23 protein-coding genes and 1 tRNA gene are annotated in these 18,811 nt (G+C 46.2%); 9 read left to right on the forward strand and 15 right to left on the reverse strand.

Translation table 11 applies throughout. From position 1 onward, the window contains the following. The first annotated feature begins 36 nt into the window (after positions 1 to 36). The 9 genes from nusA (at position 37) to CZ360_RS05215 (ending at position 7,723) form a co-directional block, all read left to right on the forward strand. A complete protein-coding gene (gene nusA, locus CZ360_RS05175; RefSeq protein WP_077533141.1) occupies positions 37 to 1,119 on the forward strand; it encodes a transcription termination factor NusA in 1,083 nt (360 codons plus the stop codon). A gap of 21 nt (positions 1,120 to 1,140) precedes the next feature. Then, a complete protein-coding gene (gene rnpM / locus CZ360_RS05180; RefSeq protein WP_077533142.1) occupies positions 1,141 to 1,422 on the forward strand; it encodes an RNase P modulator RnpM in 282 nt (93 codons plus the stop codon). Continuing rightward, complete coding sequence (locus tag CZ360_RS05185; protein ID WP_077533143.1) at positions 1,415 to 1,759, forward strand: L7Ae/L30e/S12e/Gadd45 family ribosomal protein; 345 nt, start codon at positions 1,415 to 1,417, stop codon at positions 1,757 to 1,759. The genes rnpM and CZ360_RS05185 overlap by 8 nt, the downstream gene beginning before the upstream one ends. Continuing rightward, positions 1,749 to 4,316: a translation initiation factor IF-2 gene (infB, locus tag CZ360_RS05190; protein ID WP_077533144.1), complete on the forward strand. Its 2,568-nt coding sequence runs from the start codon at positions 1,749 to 1,751 to the stop codon at positions 4,314 to 4,316. The genes CZ360_RS05185 and infB overlap by 11 nt, the downstream gene beginning before the upstream one ends. 58 nt (positions 4,317 to 4,374) lie before the next feature. Further along, positions 4,375 to 4,716 carry a 30S ribosome-binding factor RbfA gene (gene rbfA, locus CZ360_RS05195; protein WP_077533145.1) on the forward strand — a complete coding sequence of 114 codons (342 nt, stop codon included), beginning with the start codon at positions 4,375 to 4,377 and terminating at the stop codon, positions 4,714 to 4,716. A 28-nt stretch (positions 4,717 to 4,744) separates the two neighbouring features. Beyond that, entirely contained in the window at positions 4,745 to 5,695 is a 951-nt protein-coding gene (locus tag CZ360_RS05200) for a DHH family phosphoesterase (RefSeq protein WP_077533146.1), read from the forward strand. A 65-nt stretch (positions 5,696 to 5,760) separates the two neighbouring features. Then, a complete protein-coding gene (gene truB / locus CZ360_RS05205) occupies positions 5,761 to 6,657 on the forward strand; it encodes a tRNA pseudouridine(55) synthase TruB (protein WP_077533147.1) in 897 nt (298 codons plus the stop codon). 7 nt (positions 6,658 to 6,664) lie between these two features. Further along, on the forward strand, positions 6,665 to 7,588 hold the full coding sequence (locus tag CZ360_RS05210; protein WP_077533148.1) for a bifunctional riboflavin kinase/FAD synthetase: 924 nt from the start codon (positions 6,665 to 6,667) through the stop codon (positions 7,586 to 7,588). 53 nt (positions 7,589 to 7,641) lie between these two features. Beyond that, positions 7,642 to 7,723 (forward strand) — tRNA-Leu (locus CZ360_RS05215). 396 nt (positions 7,724 to 8,119) lie between these two features. Here the strand turns inward: CZ360_RS05215 and CZ360_RS05220 are convergent. The 15 genes from CZ360_RS05220 to CZ360_RS05285 all read right to left on the reverse strand — a co-directional run bounded on the left by CZ360_RS05220 (position 8,120) and on the right by CZ360_RS05285 (position 18,806). Beyond that, the gene (locus CZ360_RS05220) at positions 8,120 to 9,706 is read right to left on the reverse strand and encodes a recombinase family protein (RefSeq protein WP_077533149.1); all 1,587 of its coding nucleotides are present in this window, start codon (positions 9,704 to 9,706) and stop codon (positions 8,120 to 8,122) included. Beyond that, positions 9,699 to 11,012, reverse strand: coding sequence for a recombinase family protein (locus CZ360_RS05225; protein ID WP_077533150.1), 1,314 nt, complete (start codon positions 11,010 to 11,012; stop codon positions 9,699 to 9,701). Before CZ360_RS05225 ends, CZ360_RS05220 begins: the two co-directional genes overlap by 8 nt. Before the next feature lie 67 nt (positions 11,013 to 11,079). Continuing rightward, positions 11,080 to 11,367, reverse strand: a complete 288-nt coding sequence (locus tag CZ360_RS05230; protein ID WP_077533151.1) for a helix-turn-helix domain-containing protein — start codon at positions 11,365 to 11,367, stop codon at positions 11,080 to 11,082. A gap of 90 nt (positions 11,368 to 11,457) precedes the next feature. Then, entirely contained in the window at positions 11,458 to 11,682 is a 225-nt protein-coding gene (locus CZ360_RS05235; RefSeq protein ID WP_077533152.1) for a DUF4314 domain-containing protein, read from the reverse strand. Beyond that, entirely contained in the window at positions 11,663 to 12,727 is a 1,065-nt protein-coding gene (locus tag CZ360_RS05240) for a hypothetical protein (RefSeq protein WP_077533153.1), read from the reverse strand. Before CZ360_RS05240 ends, CZ360_RS05235 begins: the two co-directional genes overlap by 20 nt. A gap of 14 nt (positions 12,728 to 12,741) precedes the next feature. Further along, positions 12,742 to 12,990 carry a DUF7678 domain-containing protein gene (locus CZ360_RS05245; RefSeq protein WP_077533762.1) on the reverse strand — a complete coding sequence of 83 codons (249 nt, stop codon included), beginning with the start codon at positions 12,988 to 12,990 and terminating at the stop codon, positions 12,742 to 12,744. A gap of 31 nt (positions 12,991 to 13,021) precedes the next feature. Then, entirely contained in the window at positions 13,022 to 13,681 is a 660-nt protein-coding gene (locus CZ360_RS05250) for a DUF5688 family protein (protein WP_077533154.1), read from the reverse strand. 29 nt (positions 13,682 to 13,710) lie between these two features. Further along, positions 13,711 to 13,920, reverse strand: a complete 210-nt coding sequence (locus CZ360_RS05255) for a DUF5049 domain-containing protein (protein ID WP_456085450.1) — start codon at positions 13,918 to 13,920, stop codon at positions 13,711 to 13,713. Between the two features lie 242 nt (positions 13,921 to 14,162). After that, a complete protein-coding gene (locus CZ360_RS14000; RefSeq protein ID WP_159438119.1) occupies positions 14,163 to 14,303 on the reverse strand; it encodes a hypothetical protein in 141 nt (46 codons plus the stop codon). Positions 14,304 to 14,381: 78 nt separating this feature from the next. Continuing rightward, positions 14,382 to 14,612 (reverse strand): hypothetical protein, encoded by a 231-nt coding sequence (locus CZ360_RS05260; RefSeq protein WP_077533155.1) that lies wholly within the window; start codon positions 14,610 to 14,612, stop codon positions 14,382 to 14,384. 301 nt (positions 14,613 to 14,913) lie between these two features. After that, positions 14,914 to 15,102: a hypothetical protein gene (locus tag CZ360_RS05265; protein ID WP_077533156.1), complete on the reverse strand. Its 189-nt coding sequence runs from the start codon at positions 15,100 to 15,102 to the stop codon at positions 14,914 to 14,916. Then, positions 15,099 to 15,365, reverse strand: a complete 267-nt coding sequence (locus tag CZ360_RS05270) for a hypothetical protein (RefSeq protein WP_077533157.1) — start codon at positions 15,363 to 15,365, stop codon at positions 15,099 to 15,101. The genes CZ360_RS05265 and CZ360_RS05270 overlap by 4 nt, the downstream gene beginning before the upstream one ends. Before the next feature lie 111 nt (positions 15,366 to 15,476). Continuing rightward, the gene (locus tag CZ360_RS05275) at positions 15,477 to 16,442 is read right to left on the reverse strand and encodes a replication-relaxation family protein (RefSeq protein ID WP_077532450.1); all 966 of its coding nucleotides are present in this window, start codon (positions 16,440 to 16,442) and stop codon (positions 15,477 to 15,479) included. Beyond that, positions 16,439 to 18,595 (reverse strand): type IV secretion system DNA-binding domain-containing protein, encoded by a 2,157-nt coding sequence (locus tag CZ360_RS05280; RefSeq protein WP_077532449.1) that lies wholly within the window; start codon positions 18,593 to 18,595, stop codon positions 16,439 to 16,441. Before CZ360_RS05280 ends, CZ360_RS05275 begins: the two co-directional genes overlap by 4 nt. Positions 18,596 to 18,611: 16 nt before the next feature. After that, positions 18,612 to 18,806 (reverse strand): hypothetical protein, encoded by a 195-nt coding sequence (locus tag CZ360_RS05285; RefSeq protein WP_077532448.1) that lies wholly within the window; start codon positions 18,804 to 18,806, stop codon positions 18,612 to 18,614. Positions 18,807 to 18,811 lie beyond the last annotated feature (5 nt).

Below are 18,811 nucleotides of genomic sequence, written 5' to 3' on the forward strand. Positions count from 1 at the left end.
CTAAAATTGAAATAACCGGAGAGGAATGATTGAAAAATGAATCAGGATTTTTTTGAAGCGTTGGAATTGCTGGAGGCGGAGAAAGGAATTCCGGTAGACAGTATTCTGGATAATATTAAAAACGCAATCAACGTGGCGGTGAGAAAATATTACACTGTTGGGGAAGATAATGTTGTGATCGATATTAACCAGGCGGAAAACAAATTTAAGGTTTCCATTGTAAAGGATATCGTGGAAGAAGTGGAAGACGAGGGCACCCAGATCAGCCTGGAGGAGGCACTCGAAAAAAACAAGCGGGCTAAGCTGGGCGGAAAGCTTACCATCAAGCTGGATACCAAGCAGATCGGCCGGATCGCGGCGCAGTCAGGGAAGAACCTGATCCATCAGGCGATTAACGATGCGGTCAAGGCACAGATGTATGAGCAGTATCAGTCCAAGCTCAACGAGGTGGTCACTGCTACAGTCCAGAAGGTGGAACCGAGAACCGGAAACGCGACTGTAGAGATTGACAAGAATGAGGTGATCCTCTTCAAGAACGAGCAGATTCCGGGTGAAGCACTGGTGGAAGGCCAGAGGATCAAAGTATATGTCAGCGATGTGGTGAGCACTGATCGCCGCTGCTCCATCAAGGTTTCCAGAACCCATCGGGATATGGTGAAACGCCTGTTTGAGCAGGAGGTTCCTGAAATTTTCGATGGAACGGTAGAAGTCAAGGCCATTTCCAGGGAGGCTGGTTCCAGAACAAAAATTGCGGTATTTTCCAAGGACAGCCAGGTAGATCCGGTCGGCGCATGTATTGGAAATAGAGGAATGCGGGTAGCCAATATTGTAAATGAACTGCATGGTGAAAAAATCGACGTCGTGCGCTACAGCGAAAACCCGGAGGAATTTATCGCACAGGCATTGTCCCCTTCCGATGTACTGAAGGTGGAGATTATAGATGAAGAAAACCGTATTTGTCGTGTAACGGTACCGGATAACCAGCTTTCGCTGGCAATCGGAAATAAAGGCCAGAATGCGAAGTTGGCTGCACGGCTGACCGGATATAAGATTGATATCAAGCCGGAAAGCGGTTTTTATGGAGAAGATGAGGACGAGGACGCTCCGATAGAAATCTAACAAAACGGGAGAGAAAAAACGATGCAAGGAAAAAAAGGGGTAAAAAAAATACCGATGAGAAAATGCGTTGGCTGCAATGAAATGAAGCCGAAGCGTGAGCTTGTACGTGTAGTCAAGAATAAGGAAGGCGAAATTTCGCTGGACTTGACTGGAAGAAAGGCAGGACGCGGCGCTTATCTTTGCCCCAAGGTAGAATGCCTGCAGGCCGCAAGAAAAAATCACGGCCTGGAGCGGGCCTTTTCCTGCAGAATCCCGGATGAAATTTATGACGGAATGGAGAACGAACTAAAACAGGATGAATAAACTGATAGAAACAGTAACCTTTTGCAAGAGGATCGGCGGATTGGTAATCGGATTTGACCTGGTGAAGCAGGCAATGCAGAAAGGAGAAGCCGGGCTGGTATTGCTGGCCAGGGATCTCTCCCCAAAGACAGAGAAAGAGATTAGGTTCCTGTGTGGTCAATTTGATGTTGCGCTGAAAAAGACAGAACTGTCATTGGATGAGTTTTGGTATTTGATTGGAAAAAGAGCTGGCGTAATCGCGGTGACCAATCCAGCATTTGCAGAAAAACTTTTGACCGTCATAGATGAAGCAAACCATATGGAAAATGAGAAGGAGGATGCCGAATATGGAGATTAAGTACAGATTGCACGAAGTCGCGAAAGACTTAAATGTCCCTAATAAGGAAATCATCGCGCTGATAGAAAAACATTTTGGTGAAACCAAAAAACATATGACCGCACTGACCGAAGAGGAGCTTAACGTGGTGTTTGAGCACTATGTATCGCAGAAGGGAACAGTCCAGAACCTGGATGCCTATTTTGCAATGCAGAACCGTCCGAAGAAGGAAGAGCCAAAACCGCAGCCAAAAAAGACAGCAAAACCAGCCAAGGTGGAAAATGCGGAAAAATCGCAGCCGAAAACAGCGAAGCCACAGGCCAAAGCGCCAGTGAAACCACAGCAGCAGTCCAGACAGACAAAATCACAGGGCCAGGTGCAGGAAAGAAAACCAGCTCCGCGTCCACAGCAGCAGACTCAGGCTGCGAAAACCGGGCATAATAAATTACAGGACCGCAACCGCTTTGAGGCTGCAAAAAATGTTTCCCTGAATGCAAAACCGAAAGCAGCAAAGCCACAGACCAAAGCGCCGGCAAGGCCGCAGCAGCCGGTCAATACCGTTCATGCGCCGAAAATGGCAGAAAATTCCGAGGCGTATGAAAAGGTGGTTCGGCATGTAGATACCTCGAAGGTGGAAGTCAATCTGGATAAATATAATGAAAAATATGAACAGATTGCGCCTGCTGACCGGTATAAAAATAATGTGAAAAAACAGAAATTCGGCAATAAGGCCGCCCAGCGCCAGAAGGCCAAATATTCCAATAAAAAGGAAACAGAGGCGGAGAAGCTCCAGCGCCTGGCTCTGCAGCGCGCCAGAAAACAGCAGCTTACCGTCCAGATTCCAGACGAAATTGTTGTATCGGAGCTGGCGAGCCGCTTAAAAGTGAATGTTTCCGAAGTGATTAAAAAGCTGATGATGATGGGTGCAATGGTTGCCCAGAATGAGGTAATCGACTTTGATACCGCGGCGCTTGTTGCCGATGAGCTGGGCGCGAAGGTTGAAAAGGAGGTCATTGTAACCATTGAAGAACGACTTTTCGAAGAGGAAGCAGACACAGAGGAAAACCTCGAGGAAAGAAGTCCGATCGTCGTTGTTATGGGACACGTTGACCATGGTAAAACCTCGATTCTTGATAAAATCCGGAATGCTGATGTTACCTCAACGGAGGCCGGTGGGATTACCCAGCATATCGGTGCATATCAGGTGAAGGTACATGACAGGAACATTACCTTCCTGGATACACCGGGACACGAAGCGTTTACAGCGATGCGTTCCCGTGGCGCGCTGGCAACGGATATTGCAATTTTGGTAGTCGCGGCGGATGACGGTATCATGCCGCAAACGGTTGAATCCATCAACCATGCGAAGGCGGCAAAGGTACAGATTATCGTTGCGATCAATAAAATGGATAAACCGACTGCGAATCCCGACCGGGTAAAACAGGAACTGACGGAACATGGCCTGGTGCCGGAGGAATGGGGCGGCGATATCATCTGCTGTCCGGTTTCCGCACTGACCGGGGAAGGCATCGACCAGATGCTGGATATGGTGCTTCTGACTGCTGATATGCTGGAGCTTAAAGCAAATCCGAACCGTCTTGCGAAGGGAACCGTAATTGAATCCCGCCTGGATAAGGGCCGCGGCCCGATCGCCACGCTGCTGGTACAGAACGGTACCTTAAAGAGCGGAGATGTGCTGATTGCAGGCACTGCCGTTGGCCGTGTCCGTGTGATGACCAACGACAAGGGACTCAAGGTAGAGGAAGCCGGACCGTGCGTGCCGGTTGAGGTTGCCGGTCTTGACGAGGTGCCGACTGCAGGGGACGAATTTGCCGCAGTTGCAAATGAACGCCTTGCCCGAGAATTGGTTGAAAAGCGGAAGCACGAACAGAAGGAAGAGCAGTTTAAACAGTTCCAGAAGGTAACGCTTGATAACCTGTTTGATCAGATGAAGGAAGGCGAGCTGAAGGAACTGCCGATCATCGTGAAAGCAGACGTAAACGGTTCTGTAGAAGCAGTCCGCCAGTCATTGGAAAAACTCAGTAATGATGAAGTCAGAGTTAATGTAATCCACGGTGGTGTTGGTGCGGTCAACCGTTCCGACGTAATGCTGGCACAGGCCTCCGGCGCGATTATTATTGGATTTAATGTACGGCCGGATAACAATGCCCGCGAGATGAGCGAATCCGGCGAGGTAGAGATCAGGCTGTACCGCATCATCTATGACGCAATCGACGATGTGAAACAGGCGATGCGCGGTATGCTCACTCCGAAAACCCGTGAGGTGGAGCTTGGCCGTGCGGAAGTGCGTCAGGTTTATAAGATTTCCAATGTCGGCGTCGTAGCAGGATGCTATGTGTTGGAAGGAAAAGTGGCGCGTAACGCACTGATCCGGGTTGTCCGTGACGGAATCGTTCTGGTGGAGGATAAGATCGACTCCCTCAGAAGGTTCAAGGACGACGTCAAGGAGGTTGCCCAAGGGTATGAATGCGGGATTGGCCTGGACAAATATAACGATATCAAAGAGGGCGATATTTTCGAATCCTTCCTGCTGGAGGAATATATCGAAGACAAATAGCCCAGGAATAAGAAGCCGGGACTGACAAATTCAGGCTCGGTTTCGGAAAAGGAACAAAATGGCTGGTTTTAAAATAGGAAGAGTGACACAGGATATCAGGCGGGAACTCAGCGCTATCCTGCGGGAACTGAAAGACCCGCGGATCTCATCGATGCTCAGCATTGTCAAGGTATCCGTGTCCAACGATATGTCGTACTGTAAAGTTTATGTCAGCGCGATTGAAGGTTTTGAAAAATCGAAGGAATCAGTAGAAGGGCTGAAAAGCGCAACGGGCTTTGTCAAGCGGGAGCTGTCCAACCGGCTTCATCTGCGTAAATGCCCGGAGCTCACCTTTATTGCAGATGATTCGATCGAATACGGCGCGCAGATCAATCAAATGCTGGAGGATTTGAATCGGTAATTTTCCGATTCAGAAAGGGAACAAAGCCATGACAGAAGATTTACAGAAAATTGCAGCAAAGCTGAAACAGAAAAACCGGATTCTCATTATTACACATCAGAATCCGGACGGAGATACGCTGGGCAGCGGGATGGGGCTTTACTATGCCCTGCGGAAGCTGGGAAAACGGGCGAACGTAATCTGCTCTGATCCGTTTCCGAAAAAATTCTCTTATCTGTTTCAAGAGTTTGAGGAGGATGAATTTGAGCCCGACTGTATTGTAACGGTCGATATCGCTTCTCCGCAGCTTTTGGGAACCTATCTGGAGCATTTCCAGGATCAGATTGATATTTGCATTGACCATCACCGATCCAATACGATGGAAGCAGATGCGGTATATATTGACAGCAAAGCGGCGGCTACCTGTGAAATCATCTACCAATTGGTGCTTGAGCTGGGTGCTGAGATTAGTCCGCTTATGGCAAACTGTCTTTATACCGGTATTTCGACCGATACTGGATGCTTTAAGTTTTCCAATACAACTGCAGAAACCCACCGAATTGCGGCTGAATTGTTTGAACGCGGCTGTGCGTATGAACAGATTAACCGGGGTCTGTTTGATACAAAATCCAAAAGCCGGATCGTAGTGGAAAAAGAAGTGCTGGAAACAATGGAATTTTATTGTGAACATCGCGTAGCGATGATTGTGATCACACAGGAAATGATCCGCAATTCCCAGATTGATACGGCTGATTTGGATGGCGTCGCCGCGATACCCCGGCAGATCGAGGGGGTCGAGGTTGGCGTTACAATGCGGGAACGGCTTGAGGGCGGATATAAGGTGTCCCTGCGTACCTGCCAGTTTGTAGACGCTGCCGCAGTCTGTGCAAAGCTGGGCGGCGGCGGACATATCCGCGCTGCCGGATGCGTAGTGGATGGCCCCCTGGAGCAAGCGAAAAAAGCCCTTCTTGATGTAATTGTACCTTGCTTTGAACAGTAGGGGAGAAACGGACAGGATCATACTGTCCGTTTTTTGCAGAATCATAATAGGAGAATTTGTAATACATGAATGGGATCATATGTATTAATAAGCCCTCCGGCTGGACCTCCTTTGACGTGGTGGCAAAGGTGCGGGGGATCACACAGACGCGAAAGGTAGGCCATGCCGGAACTCTGGATCCAATGGCAACCGGTGTTCTGCCTTTGTTTTTTGGGACGGCGACAAAGGTTTGCGACATTATGCCAAATAGTACAAAGGGATACCTCGCTAAATTTCGGCTCGGAATGACCACTGACACGCTGGATATTACCGGGACTGTCCTAAAAAATGAACCAAGCCATGCTTCAAGAGAACAATTGGAACAGGTTTTAGATGAATTTCGAGGTACAATCTCGCAGCTTCCACCCATGTATTCGGCTGTACAAGTTAACGGACGGCGGCTTTATGATATCGCAAGAAGCGGAGAAACTGTAGAGAGAAAACCCCGCCAGGTGACGGTTAGCAGGCTTATGCTGCGCGATTTTGACGAGCAGACTCAGGAAGGCGAGCTAGAGGTGCTTTGTTCAAAAGGGACTTATATCCGCTCGCTCTGCAGTGATATCGGAGACAAGTTAGGCTGCGGGGCGGTACTGACCGCCTTGATCCGGCATTGTTCAGGCGATTTTACCTTGCAGGACTGCCTGACATTGGAGGAACTGCAACAGGCTGCCGACAGGGGAGAGCTGGAGCATCATCTGCTGCCTGTTGAGAAGGTTTTTGAATGTTTTCCAGCGATTTATCTAAACAGGACGCAGGCGGCAAAATTTCAGAATGGCGTGAAGCTGGATTTAAACCGGGTCAGGTTTCAGAATGCAGAGGGACTTCACCGGGTTTTTGACCAGAACAAGGCTTTTCTAGGACTTGCAAGCCTGAATTTAAAAGAGATGGAACTGAAGATCGAAAAAATGTTTAAAAGGGATTAGGATCAGCATGGATGTTTACTTTGATTTAACACAGGAAAGCGGTTCAGATACTGCCGTAGCTCTTGGGATGTTCGATGGTGTGCATTTAGGCCATAAGCAGGTAATCATGACTGCAGCCGCGCATCAGGAGAATCTGCGCGTTGCTGTTTTGACCTTTCTTGCTCGTTCTGACCGACCGGACAAAAAGGCTTATCAAAAGGATATTCTGACAGCTGAGAGCCGGATTGACCGGCTTGCGAAGCTTCCTGTCCAGGCTGTTTATATGCCGAAGTTTGAACAGATTCGGAAAATGGAAGCGGAAGAGTTTGTAAATCAGGTTCTCTGTGATATCCTTCACGCAAAAATCATATGCTGCGGAGAAGACTATCGCTTTGGCAGAAATGCATCGGGAGATGTTTCGCTCTTAACTGAGCTTGCAGCACAAATTGGAGCGCGGGTTGAGGTGGTGCCGCCATATTTAGACCATGGCAAGCCTGTGAGCTCAACGCGAATCAGACTTTGTCTTGCCGAGGGAGATATTGACACCGTTAACCGGCTGTTGGGTTATTGCTATTTTATCAGTGGTAAGGTGATTTATGGCCGTCAGCTTGGCCGCCAGCTCGGTTGCCCCACCATTAACCAGGAGTTGGATTCGTTTATCTGTCTGCCGCGGTTTGGTGTGTATATCTCTTCGACGGAAATTGATGGGATTGCATATCCCAGCATTACAAATATTGGAATTAAGCCGACTATTGAAGGAGAACGGCAGCCTTTGGCAGAAACACATATTATTGGCATCGAACGGGACCTATATGGCTGTAAATTAAAGGTAAAGCTGCATCAGTTCATTCGTGGGGAGAAAAAATTTGACAGCTTAGAACAATTATCCGGCAGGATGCATCACGATATCAATGAAGCAAAAAATTTCTTTCAGGGAAATTCGGCTGTTTGATTGACAGTTTTTTAGAAATGTGATAAACTAATAAAGCTGTTATAACAGCTTTTGCGGGAGTGGCGGAATGGCAGACGCGCTGGTCTTAGGAGCCAGTACTTCGGTGTGTGGGTTCAAGTCCCATCTCCCGCACCAGGTTTAGACGTCACTTTTGATACAAAATGGCGTGAGAAAAACTCCCGATTTCTCGGGGGTTTTTCTTTATATCTGCACCAATTTTGATGGAAAAAGTATGAGCGCAGGCTTAGAAAACGAGTGCTTTTCTAATCACGGTTACAAATTCAGTATCAGTTTGCACCAATTTTGCTGGTCTTTGTTTGATAGAATTGGTGCATCGCAAGCATAAGCTCACGGCTTTTTTGAAATTGAGGCAAATAAACATAAGCCACACGGCTTTTCATAACTGCACCAATTTTACAAAATCTGGAATTTCATGAGGCTTATGAGTAGTAAAAGACCAATAAATTAAAGCAAGAAAAAGAGCGGTCATTGCTGGCCGCTCATATTTTGTGGTATATAGTTTGCCTGAGATTAGATTGTGATTTTTATCTTCTCGCCATTCTTAAATTTGAAGTCAAGCGAATCCGGCTTTACAACTATGCGCTCTACTAAGTTGTTCCATTCTTGCTCTGTAAATACCGTAACATCTTGGTAGTTTTCCAGCGTTTCTACAAATCGGTGGAGCTTCTCGCGCATACCTACCGTTTTAAGTTCTTCGGCTTTCAAGTCGGCTATACGTTTTTTCTGTTCATCAATTTGCTGGACAAGTTGATTGAATTTAGCTCGGTATTTTTGCTGATCCTGAGACTTTCTGGCATTTTCATGGACTAACTCCTGAATTTCTACCATAAGGTTCTCAAGTGAAATCTCAGCCTGCAGGCGCGTTTCCTTAAGCTGTACTAATATATCTTCATTCTCGAGACGCTCCTGACATTCTGTAATGTATGAATCCTTGTTAGAAAGTAGTTTTTTCAAGGCTTCCAAATAGTATTTTTTAATATCTGATTCAGAAATGCTGGGAGATGTACATTTTTCCTCACCATCATACCGATGGTTACAATACCACACGACCTTTCGATGCTTTTTACTATTGCTATGAAGCACTTTCCTGCCGTAAAAATATCCGCATTCACCACAAATGATCTTCGTACTGAACACGCTGTTATCTCTTAGGGCAGACCTAAAATTGCTTCTTCGCTCAAGCTCTGCTTGTACCAGATTAAAAGTATCTTCGTCGATGATGGCATCATGCGAGTTCGACACATAGTACTGTTTTACTTCGCCATTGTTTTTTCGGACTGTTTTCGACAGATAATCTACAGTGTAGGTCTTTTGACGCAAGGCATCGCCTTTGTATTTCTCGTTTGAGAGAATACTTTTAATAGTACTGACTGACCACCTATCTTTTCCGCCGGGCGTCTTAATGCCATGTTCGGTCAAAGTGTCCGCAATGGTGCGGATCGTTTTTCCATCAAGAAACATTTTGTAGATATCTCTGATAATTTCAGCCTCTTCTGGTACGATTTCCGGCCTGCCGTCTTCGCCTTTTCTATAACCGAGGAAACGTTTATATGGCAAAGAGATGTTACCATCCTGCATACTTTTCTGCATTCCCCAGCGAACATTTTCCGAGATAGACCGGCTTTCCTCCTGCGCAAGGCTGGACATGATTGTCAGCATAACTTCGCATTGCTTATCTAAGGTTCGGATTCCCTCTTTTTCAAAGATTACTTCGATTTTGAGGGCGGAAAGCTCACGAACTGTCTGAAGCGTATCAACGGTATTGCGAGCGAAGCGGCTGATTGACTTCGTAAGAATCAGGTCAATTTTGCCAGCTTTTGCGTCGGCGATCATACGATTGAAACCATCACGTTTTTTAGTATTTGTCCCGGTTATACCTTCGTCGGCGTAGATACCGACAAATTCCCAGGCCGGATTACTACGGATATATTTGCCATAATAATCCACCTGTGCCTCATAACTGGACTGTTGCTCGTCCTGCTCCGTAGAAACACGGGCATATGCGGCAACTTTTAGTTTGGGAATTTCCGATTCTTCTTCACACATAGCTTGGATATCTATCGGTTCCCAAACAGTCACTCGTTTTGCGTTATTCATACAAGGTACTCCTTTCTAAGGTTCTATTTCGCGCTTGTTGTCGCATTTCCTCATTCCAACTGTCTTTTCGGGAATAGGGATGCCATATTGTTTTAACTTCCGCACCAGAATTCATAATATAAGTAAGGTCGTAATCTTTACCGCAGACAATCTCGGATATATAATCTTTTAGATCAATATCCTCGAGCGACGGCAAGCCAAGAACCTCCTTTGTCTTTGCTATCAATATTTTTTCTGGTATTTGCCGGTTATTGCAATATTTCTTTCCTTTCCTCATGAATGTTGCACATATCCAAGCGGGCTTCGCATATTTAGTGCTGGCATTCGCGACTCTTCTATTGAAATGCTTACCACAGCAAGCGCAGATAAGCATACCTGTAAAGATAGTTTTCATGCGTTTTTCGGGTAACTTTATCTTGGCTTTTCTGCGTTCTGCTTCGGCTTGTGCCCGTTCGAAAATTTCCTTTGAGATAATCGCCTCGTGGCTGTTTTCTACAAAGTATTTTCTTTTCTCACCTCGGTTAATGACTCCTTTCTTCGTTCGAAAATCCTCAACGTAGGTTTTTTGCAGAATCATATCTCCGGTATATTTCTCATTATGGAGAATTCGATAGATACTGCCTTCGCGCCAATCATCACAGCCTCGCACCGTAGGAACATGTATAGCATTCAGCTTTTTAGCGATAGCAAGCCTCCCCATTCCGGAGAGGTAATCATCAAAAATCATACGGACAATTTCCGCTTCTTCAGGAATAATGGTTAATTGACCGTCTTTCAGGTAATATCCCAGCATGCGGCCAGTATTTGGTCGTCCTTCCTCAAACATCTTTCGGATGCGCCATTTTTGGTTTTCGCTGGCTGAACGTGCTTCCTCCTCTGCATACATTGCTAGGAGCGTTAGCATGAGTTCCCCATTTGCGCCAAGGCTGTGAAGGTTTTCTTTTTCAAATAACACATCAATATTTAGCAACTTTAGTTCCCGAATTGTATCAAGGAGCGTTACTGTGTTTCTGGCAAAGCGGGTGATAGATTTCGTAATGACGAGATCTATCCTTTTTTTGCGGCAATCCGCTAATAGGCGCTGGAGCTCGGGACGTGAGTCCTTTGTCCCGGAAATGCCCTCGTCAGCATACACACCAGCAAACTCCCAGCCGATATGATTGGAAATATACTCGTTATAATAGCTGATTTGTGCAGATAAAGAATGTAGTGCTTCTCCTTTTTCGGAAGATACACGGGCGTATGCGGCGACACGTTTTATTCCGATATCCGGCAGTTTTGTAGCATTTATTTCGGTTATTTGCATAGATTTCACCTCCTGTAATGACATTCATCACTCTTTTAAGGAGAAAAATCCAGTTGAAAATGGATTATTATTTTCCTTTTCTTCTGGCATTTTTCCACCATTCTATGCGACAAGCATCGCAGCAAAAGTATTTCTTATGACTATTAGAACAATCCAAAATGCGACCACAGTTTTTACATATCTGTAAGACACTTTTCTCGGCCTTTGTCTTGAACTCCTGCTTAGGTACATAGCCGTTCCTGCGACAGATAGACTTTACGGTATTTGGCGAAAGTCCAAGTGTTTTTGCAATACAGGCATACGAATAGTTTTCTTTTCTAAGGGCTTCGATTGCCTGCTTGTCTTTTAAGAGCATGTTATTGATGCCTCCTCTCTGTTAATGTGCGATAGGCTTAACTATAGAATTGCCAGCCCACTTGGGGCTGGCGTGTGAGTGGGTATAGCCCTAAATTTTGCGGATAATATCCTCGCCATAAGCGACACCAAGGCCGGAGCCGCAGTCCCAGTTAACATGAATTGTCCCGATATCATCAACGAATTCAACCGTTCCTTGATCTCCGGGAACTAATTTAGTATATGGATCATTCATAGAGACAAGCTCTATTCTGGTTCCTGTCGGGTACATTCTTCGTAGTCTTTCGACGACTCCCTTACTCGGAAAGTTCTGCATGGTCTTCGCCTCCTTCAGATGCTTGCCCAATGGTTACTTCCGGTGCTTCAATTTCTGTTCTGATCTTACGGGCATCATGTCTTGCTTTCGCTTCCTCGGTTCGCCAACCGCTGTTTCCAGACAGGTTGCGAAGCAGGAATTTACGAGCAAAGGCATATTCTGGCCCTTTGAAGTTCAGAGATACGAGAAAGAGTCGCATTGTAAATTTGTCGTTATCTGACGGACTTTCCGTAGTCGTAACGCGAGTGAGCATTTTGGCTCTCTTCGCAATACCAGATACAAGTTGCATATATGCTTTCGCCTCTCCGTCAATGCCATGATCAGTGAACCACGGAAAGCAAACCTTGTCCTCTTTACGCTCAATGGACAGATCGTCTGTTTCGAGCGCTTTCTTGAGAACCGTTGCTTTACTGGCAACAATCGCTCTGACTCTGCCAAGTTCAGCCTCATCAAGGTAAGAGCCTGGCAGCTCAATCACGATCTTCTTTGGCTCGGTCGCTTCCGGAAGAGGAGTTTCCTCCGATTGTTCGTCCGTAACTTCTTCCGTAGCTTCCGCTGATTCAAAGTTGCCTTCTGGCATAACAGGAGCTTCCGGTTCTTTAATGGACTCTGTTGATGTTTCTGTAGAAGTATCATAATCCTCAGTTGCGCCGATTTTGTCTTCATTAACGACGGTTTCGTCTAAAATATCTTCAGATTCTTCGACGGTCGCATCCACGGCATCGGATACATTTTCCTCAGTCGGATCTTCTGCTCCGGGAGAAGACTCTTCCAATACAGGTGCGCCGTCGATTTCTTCCGTAGACTCATCCAGAGTTCTCTCAAAGCCATGCCAGGTAAGTTTCTTGACAATAGCTTCGATTTCTTCTTCGGTCATGTCATCCGGAAATTCAATATCTCCGGCACGATTCACAATGCACGCTCCAACCTCATAACCATAACTCGGAGCTCTGAGATATTTGGACTCACATCCGATAACCTCAGACAATGCGTTTACGAGTTGCTTTCTCTGTTCGCCAGATGCGGCGTATTTCATAGTCGTCATAATAGAGACCTCCTTTAATTGTGTCGGGTTAACAAGATACAGAGAGCCATTTCGGCTTCCTTTGTGGTTGGGTGAATATCCCAGCCACGGTCATAGTTAGCGACAATTTTTCCGTTTTGCTTTAACTGCAATTTTGAGATTTTGCCGTGATTGATTCCAAATTTGCTCGGCTCATCATATACCTTTAAGGTGTAGTGAACCGCTATGTATTCTTTTTCAGCCTCTTTCTTTACCGGAATACCAATAGTTCCTTCTTGCCACATAATTTGTTTCTCCTTTACATATTCATCGCTCTTAATCATTTTGTTCGCAAGTGGAATCATCAGGATTCTTCAGCGTGGCCTGCGAGATAGTATGAGTGCCTCGGCGATAAATATATGCATTATCGCTGAGTTTCTCTTGTGGTAATACGACTGTTCGGTTTACATCTCGTACCGTCTCAATGATCTTTGTGGGATGTATGAGCGAAAGCGGAAAAATGAGAACCTCGTGAATGCTTGACGGTGCAATACAGAGGTCATCCTCTATCTGCGCCGCAAGATTCTCAAGATATGTCTCATACATAAGAATGGAAGCTCCGAGTATGCGTTCAGGATTTGTCCCAACATACATCGGACAAAATGCGTTGCTTGAGATCTCCGTTCCGGTAATCTCAGATATGGCATCTTCCATAAGCATGATATTGTACCCGGCTTTCTTGCAGTTCTCATTGGCAGCTTCCATGATCTCATTGAGCTTAATGTCTAATGAAACTATATCTACTGCATCAATAATCTTGTACCTAATTCGATATGGATTAGAAGTGTCAACTATAGCGAATACAACTGCCATATCTAGAAATTCAGCAGAGAACGCATCATCTTGCAGTGATTCGGGATCGAGCAATGCGTATCTGACATTTGCAAGAACTACATCCTTGGTGTAGGTTCTGTCATCGTTAAAATCTAACATCATAGAAATATCCCCCTTTCTACGTCTTTCAGTTACATTTCGCCGTCATCATTTTCAAGCCCTGGTGCGGTGCCTGTCATGATGAAGTTGCTGTACTCTTTACGATTGTCCATCAGGTAAACGACCAGTTCATAGTATCCTTCGCGGTTAGCGATATACTGGACGGCGTTTACGTCAAACATATTGGTTTCTCCAGTATCCCGGATAGCCAGAATCTGTTCCTTAATGGTTTTTGTCATCATAGAGAAGACCTCCTTTTCTAAAGACTGGATTGTTAATGTGCGATTGGGCTTTTAGAGCTGTCCTTAACCCTCCTTTCTAACGGACATATATACTTTTATAAGGTGCCGTCGTTTGTTTTAGAAGAATGACAATATACGAGCCAAACGACCTTAGCTTATATATCTGATGTCATAATAGTTATGACATCTCATTCTCCTTGCTGTAGATAGGGGTGATATTTTTCATAAAGTTCCTTTTTAAATTAGTTGTTTTTATCTGCGAGATCTTTTGCGATTTCGATTAATACAAGTCCAAGTTTTTCAATATCCGGCTCTTTTCGGAATACAGGGAATACTCGGACGGAGTCTGAGCACATTTTGCGACCTCGCGTATTTTTCTTCATTGGCTTACCTCCTTCGTTTATGGTGCCTGAGGCCTGAAGTATGCAAGCCGGAGACAAACGTCTCAATTCGCGAAAACCTTATTTTACTTTCAACTCTTTATCTTTACTGTCCTGAAATTCGATAATGCTTTTATAGCAACATTCCAGTTTATCTATAAATTCCCGGAGCTGCCCCGCTGTGCCGATTAGCGAGATGTTGTAGCTATGCATATCGATAACTGCTTGGTTAAAGTGTTCGCAAGCGTGCTCCAGCTCGCTGACGGCATCGCTATGCGCGTCATATAGACTGACGAGTGTGTGGTAATCCATATTGATCCTTTCGTTAAAGTTAATAGTCTAAAATAGATAGGTTTTCGTTTGCTGATTATGTTTGCCCGACTTGCACGCTTCAGGCCTCCGGCGACTTTAAGAATGTTCTACTATGAGCTAGTCTGTTTTAGGGGTGTATAAGGTACTTAGCCGGAAACGCCGGCTAATCCGTTCTTGATCAAGCGTAATTGCATTTTTGCCAAAGGCCTGGGGTATGCAAGCCGAGAGTATCTTTTGCATAGACTACAAAAGGCTCTAATGTTTTGTTTTTGCTGTGTTTGTTTTTTGGGGAAGGTACTTGCTACATACAAAGCTGCATGAATTCTTGAGTGAAACAGGCTAAGTCTTCTTTGATGGGCTTCGTATCCATATTGAGTATTTCTGCATCTTCCAATATTCTCTTGGATTGGATGTAGCAGATGGCAAGGCATTCTGAAATAGAGTTGTATTTGCTTTTAATTTCTTCTTCGGTGAGAGTTTTTCGCGTCATTCTTCATCCACCCCGTATTCGCCGCTATTCAGATCTTTTTCATCGAGAATCAAGACATAGATGAGATCTACGACATATGGACGGATGGTTCTTTTGATTTCAGCGATATCTTCCTTAGAATCAGCCAAGAGCGTTCTGAGCGAACAGATTGCCTTATAATCGAACTCCAAACAATTCGTGATGTTTCGGAGAATTCTTTTGTAGTCGCCCTTAAATTCTGCTAAGCCTTTTTCAATCTCTTCCTGGCTTGGTCTTTGTATCATGTAATTCCTTTCGTTAAAATTAGTAAAAACAGTCATTTGCCTTTTTCGTCTCAGCGAGATGCCTCGACTTGCATGCCGCAGGCTTTTGACGTCTCTGCCAGAGGATAACCACTAGCATAGATCTTTTGCGTCAAAGCCTTGCCGGATCAGGCGTTCAAATTCATCTGCCGTAATGACAATGAACAATTTGCCACCCTTCGGATACGCCTCTTGGATGGCGGAACGGAGTCGTTCCTTGCGTCCTGCATCCAGCACTAACCATACAACTACCGGAAACACACCGAATTGCTTCTGCTCTAATCCAGAACGATAGTAGTCGCGATAGCGATCACATTTGCCGATAACAGTAGATGGCGATTCCGTGCTTAAATCAATCTCAATAAACCACCTGTCCTCGTAGCCATCGCTTTTCGTGGCTACGAACAGATCTGGCTTTAATGAGACGATTTTGCCGTGCTGGGTATATGGTCGCCAGCAATCCGGTTCCCAGTCAGCGGTAAGTAATGTCAGCCCCGGAGTCCTGCGACAAATCTCTACAAGCTGAACATAACATTCTGATACAGCCAGAGAGTGCCGTAGAAACATGCGTGAGGGTTCTAAATAGCGTCTTCGCGAATATTGCTCAGAACTTCCTATTGCCAGGAAACGCTCTCCAGCTTCTGTGAGATGCCAGATCAGAGAACCTGATCCGGCACGAGTGCCACCAATCCTTCGCTCGAGCGTGTTTACAAGACCATAATCTTTCAGCTTACGAAGCTCTCTGGCGGCGGCTCGCCTAGCAGCCTTCTGCGTAGATGCATTGATTATATGTAGACGCTGGATCTGCCCGGTAAGCAGAAACTTGCACTTTTTTAGAGATGCAAGAATCTCTCGGTCGCGTGTTGATAGCTCCTCGTTGTATTTTTCCAGTTGGTTTCTTCCGACTCTGACTCCTATGGGGATCACCTCCTCGCCGGGGGAATAGGCTACCGCTACATGGCGGTAGGGGTCGCTTCCCTTAAACGGTTTTTGTGCCGATATGTCGGGAGAATCATCGGCATATTCATCGCTGCGAAAGGTCGGGCGGTTCGTCTTCATATTTTCCTCCGACCGATGACAGAATCATCAAGATCTGGACCGATCAGGCTCGGGGCTTCCTCAAATAGTTTGAGATATTCTGCCTCAACCTCACCGCTGGAGCGGCCATAGCGAGTCTGACTTCGTGCCTTAATTTCTGCCGCAGTATGGAGTGCCGGTGGAGCGGGGATTGTCTTTCCCTGTATCCAGCCAGTCTGTCTACCACCCGACATAAAATTTGTATAGATTTGATATCTTGGCAAGAGCATAAAATCCAATGCTTCCAAGCCGGGAGCCATTGTTGCAATTTCTCTGGCATCGCTGGCATTCAGTCCAAATATGATTTTGTTCCTTGCATTGGCATCAATACCGGCACGAATCTCATAGGGGAGTTGTGCGCGATACTGGTGCGCCATGGTAATGCCAACTCCTAAACCTCTGGCCTGTGCCAAAGCATCGGATAAATCCGTAGGCAAGGTCAGGTAATCTTGCAGCTCGTCGATATACAAGGAGACCAAATGGCGGCGTTCCGGCGCGACGTTCGCCCGAGAAAGGGCTAACGTCCAGGTAAGGCCTACCACTAGGCTACCCAGCAGTCTGGCGCTTTCTGCGCCTACTGTGCCGCGATTCAAGGGGACGAGGACAATCTTACGTTGAGAGAACAAATCCGTTAGCTGGAACTTGGGATGGCTCTGCCCCAAGACGCCCCGCAGTCCCGGTCGAAACAGGAACTGGCGCATTTTATTGAGCACAGGTGCAACCCATTGTTCGCGCTCGGCGGGGCGGAGGTTATCAAAGGTTTCCCAGAATGGTTTGAGTGTTATTTTGTCCTTGACATCTTTTGTGATCTTATGGCGGAAGTTCTCGTCTGTCAGAAGTGGCGGCAGCCACAACAGTGATGCTCCGTCTGTCTCCACCAAAGTCAATAACGCCGCGCTCAGCACATCCTGACTTCGAACACCCCAGTTATCTGAGAAGATCTCTTTAAAGACCGCTAAGATAGCATCTGCCATAAGTGTGGGGTTGCCCGGCAAAGCCAAGGGATTGAAACCTACAGGGTTATCGTCGGAAGGGTCAATCACAACGACATCATCTGCACGGGAGGCTGGAATGCGTTCAAGGATACTTGTAACCAAGTCTGCCTTTGGGTCAATCACTAATACACTGCGCCCAGCGTAAATGTCAGATAATACCAGATTCAAAATCACTGTTGTCTTGCCTACACCACTTGGGCCTACAAGCCATGTGTGCATGAGGCTATCGTCAGGAGAAATACTAAGTTTCTGACCGTTTGCTGGATTTAGAGTTACTCCAAAAGAACGGCTATTAAACCTGTTTGTCGGTTCCCTATACCACGTCGGTGGGTACATTGCTCGAGGATGGACGCCAGACATTCCTGGTAGTTCCTCATCGCCAGATGGTAGCATTAGAAATCCCGCAAGTTCTTTAACGGATAACCTCAGCGGAAAATGCCATGGCACATGGGCAGTATTCAGCTTCGCGGGTTTATCAAATTCATCATAGATTCTGACGCCAGCCGCTTCCAGAGTGCGTAATGCGCTCAGGACGCAGTTAATACGATATTTTGCACTTGCACCAGAAACGCCGATGCGAACAATAGCTTGAAAGGTATGTTGCTCTGCTTTCTCTTTGATGGATTTTCGAGTTTCGGTGGAGGCCTGAGATACATTTCCAAGCACTGCCTGTAGCCATCCGGCATTTGGATCGGGAAGATTCTTCGGAATTGTGCTGGGCGGATAGGCTGCACCGAGAATGGTCTGTAAAACCGCTTCCTCGCCACGGGCTGTGGCAGCCATAGCCGCCAGCCCTGCTCGAATTGTAGATTCGGCGATATCTGTACGAAGCGATAAGCTCGGATGAGATACTTTTATTTGCCTTACCGTATCAACTGCCTTACGGTTATGTTCGTCAACCGGATAGAATTCAATCTCTCCATGTACTTGGAGTGCTTCGGTGATTTTGTGGATACTTGCTGGGTCTGCGCCCAGCAAGTGCCTGATAAAGCCATCCCTCGCACGGATTTCCCAAATGACAGCTCCACGGGAGGATACGGTAGCCAGGTGTGCCAGCATCTCATGGACCTGTTCCAGTTTGAATGAGCGCCGCCAGACGAACTCCTTCCAGCATATGGTTTCTATTTGATGCCTGGTCATAGCTCGCCCTCCTTTCTTACCATTGTCCTCCATGACGGTTCTTCCAGACACGAAAAGCAACATAAATTCCAATGCCAATGGCGGCGAGGAGTACGAGTACCCACCAGATTTCCATGATGATACATACAGTCCAGCGGAGCACAATCGCAGCAATGAAGAGGGCAAAAGCCCATTTGAGAATTCTGGCAATAAGGCTTTCTGGTGAATTCATACATG

This window comes from Massiliimalia massiliensis, assembly GCF_900155615.1.
In the GTDB taxonomy this organism is placed as follows: Bacteria; Bacillota; Clostridia; order Oscillospirales; family Ruminococcaceae; genus Massiliimalia; species Massiliimalia massiliensis.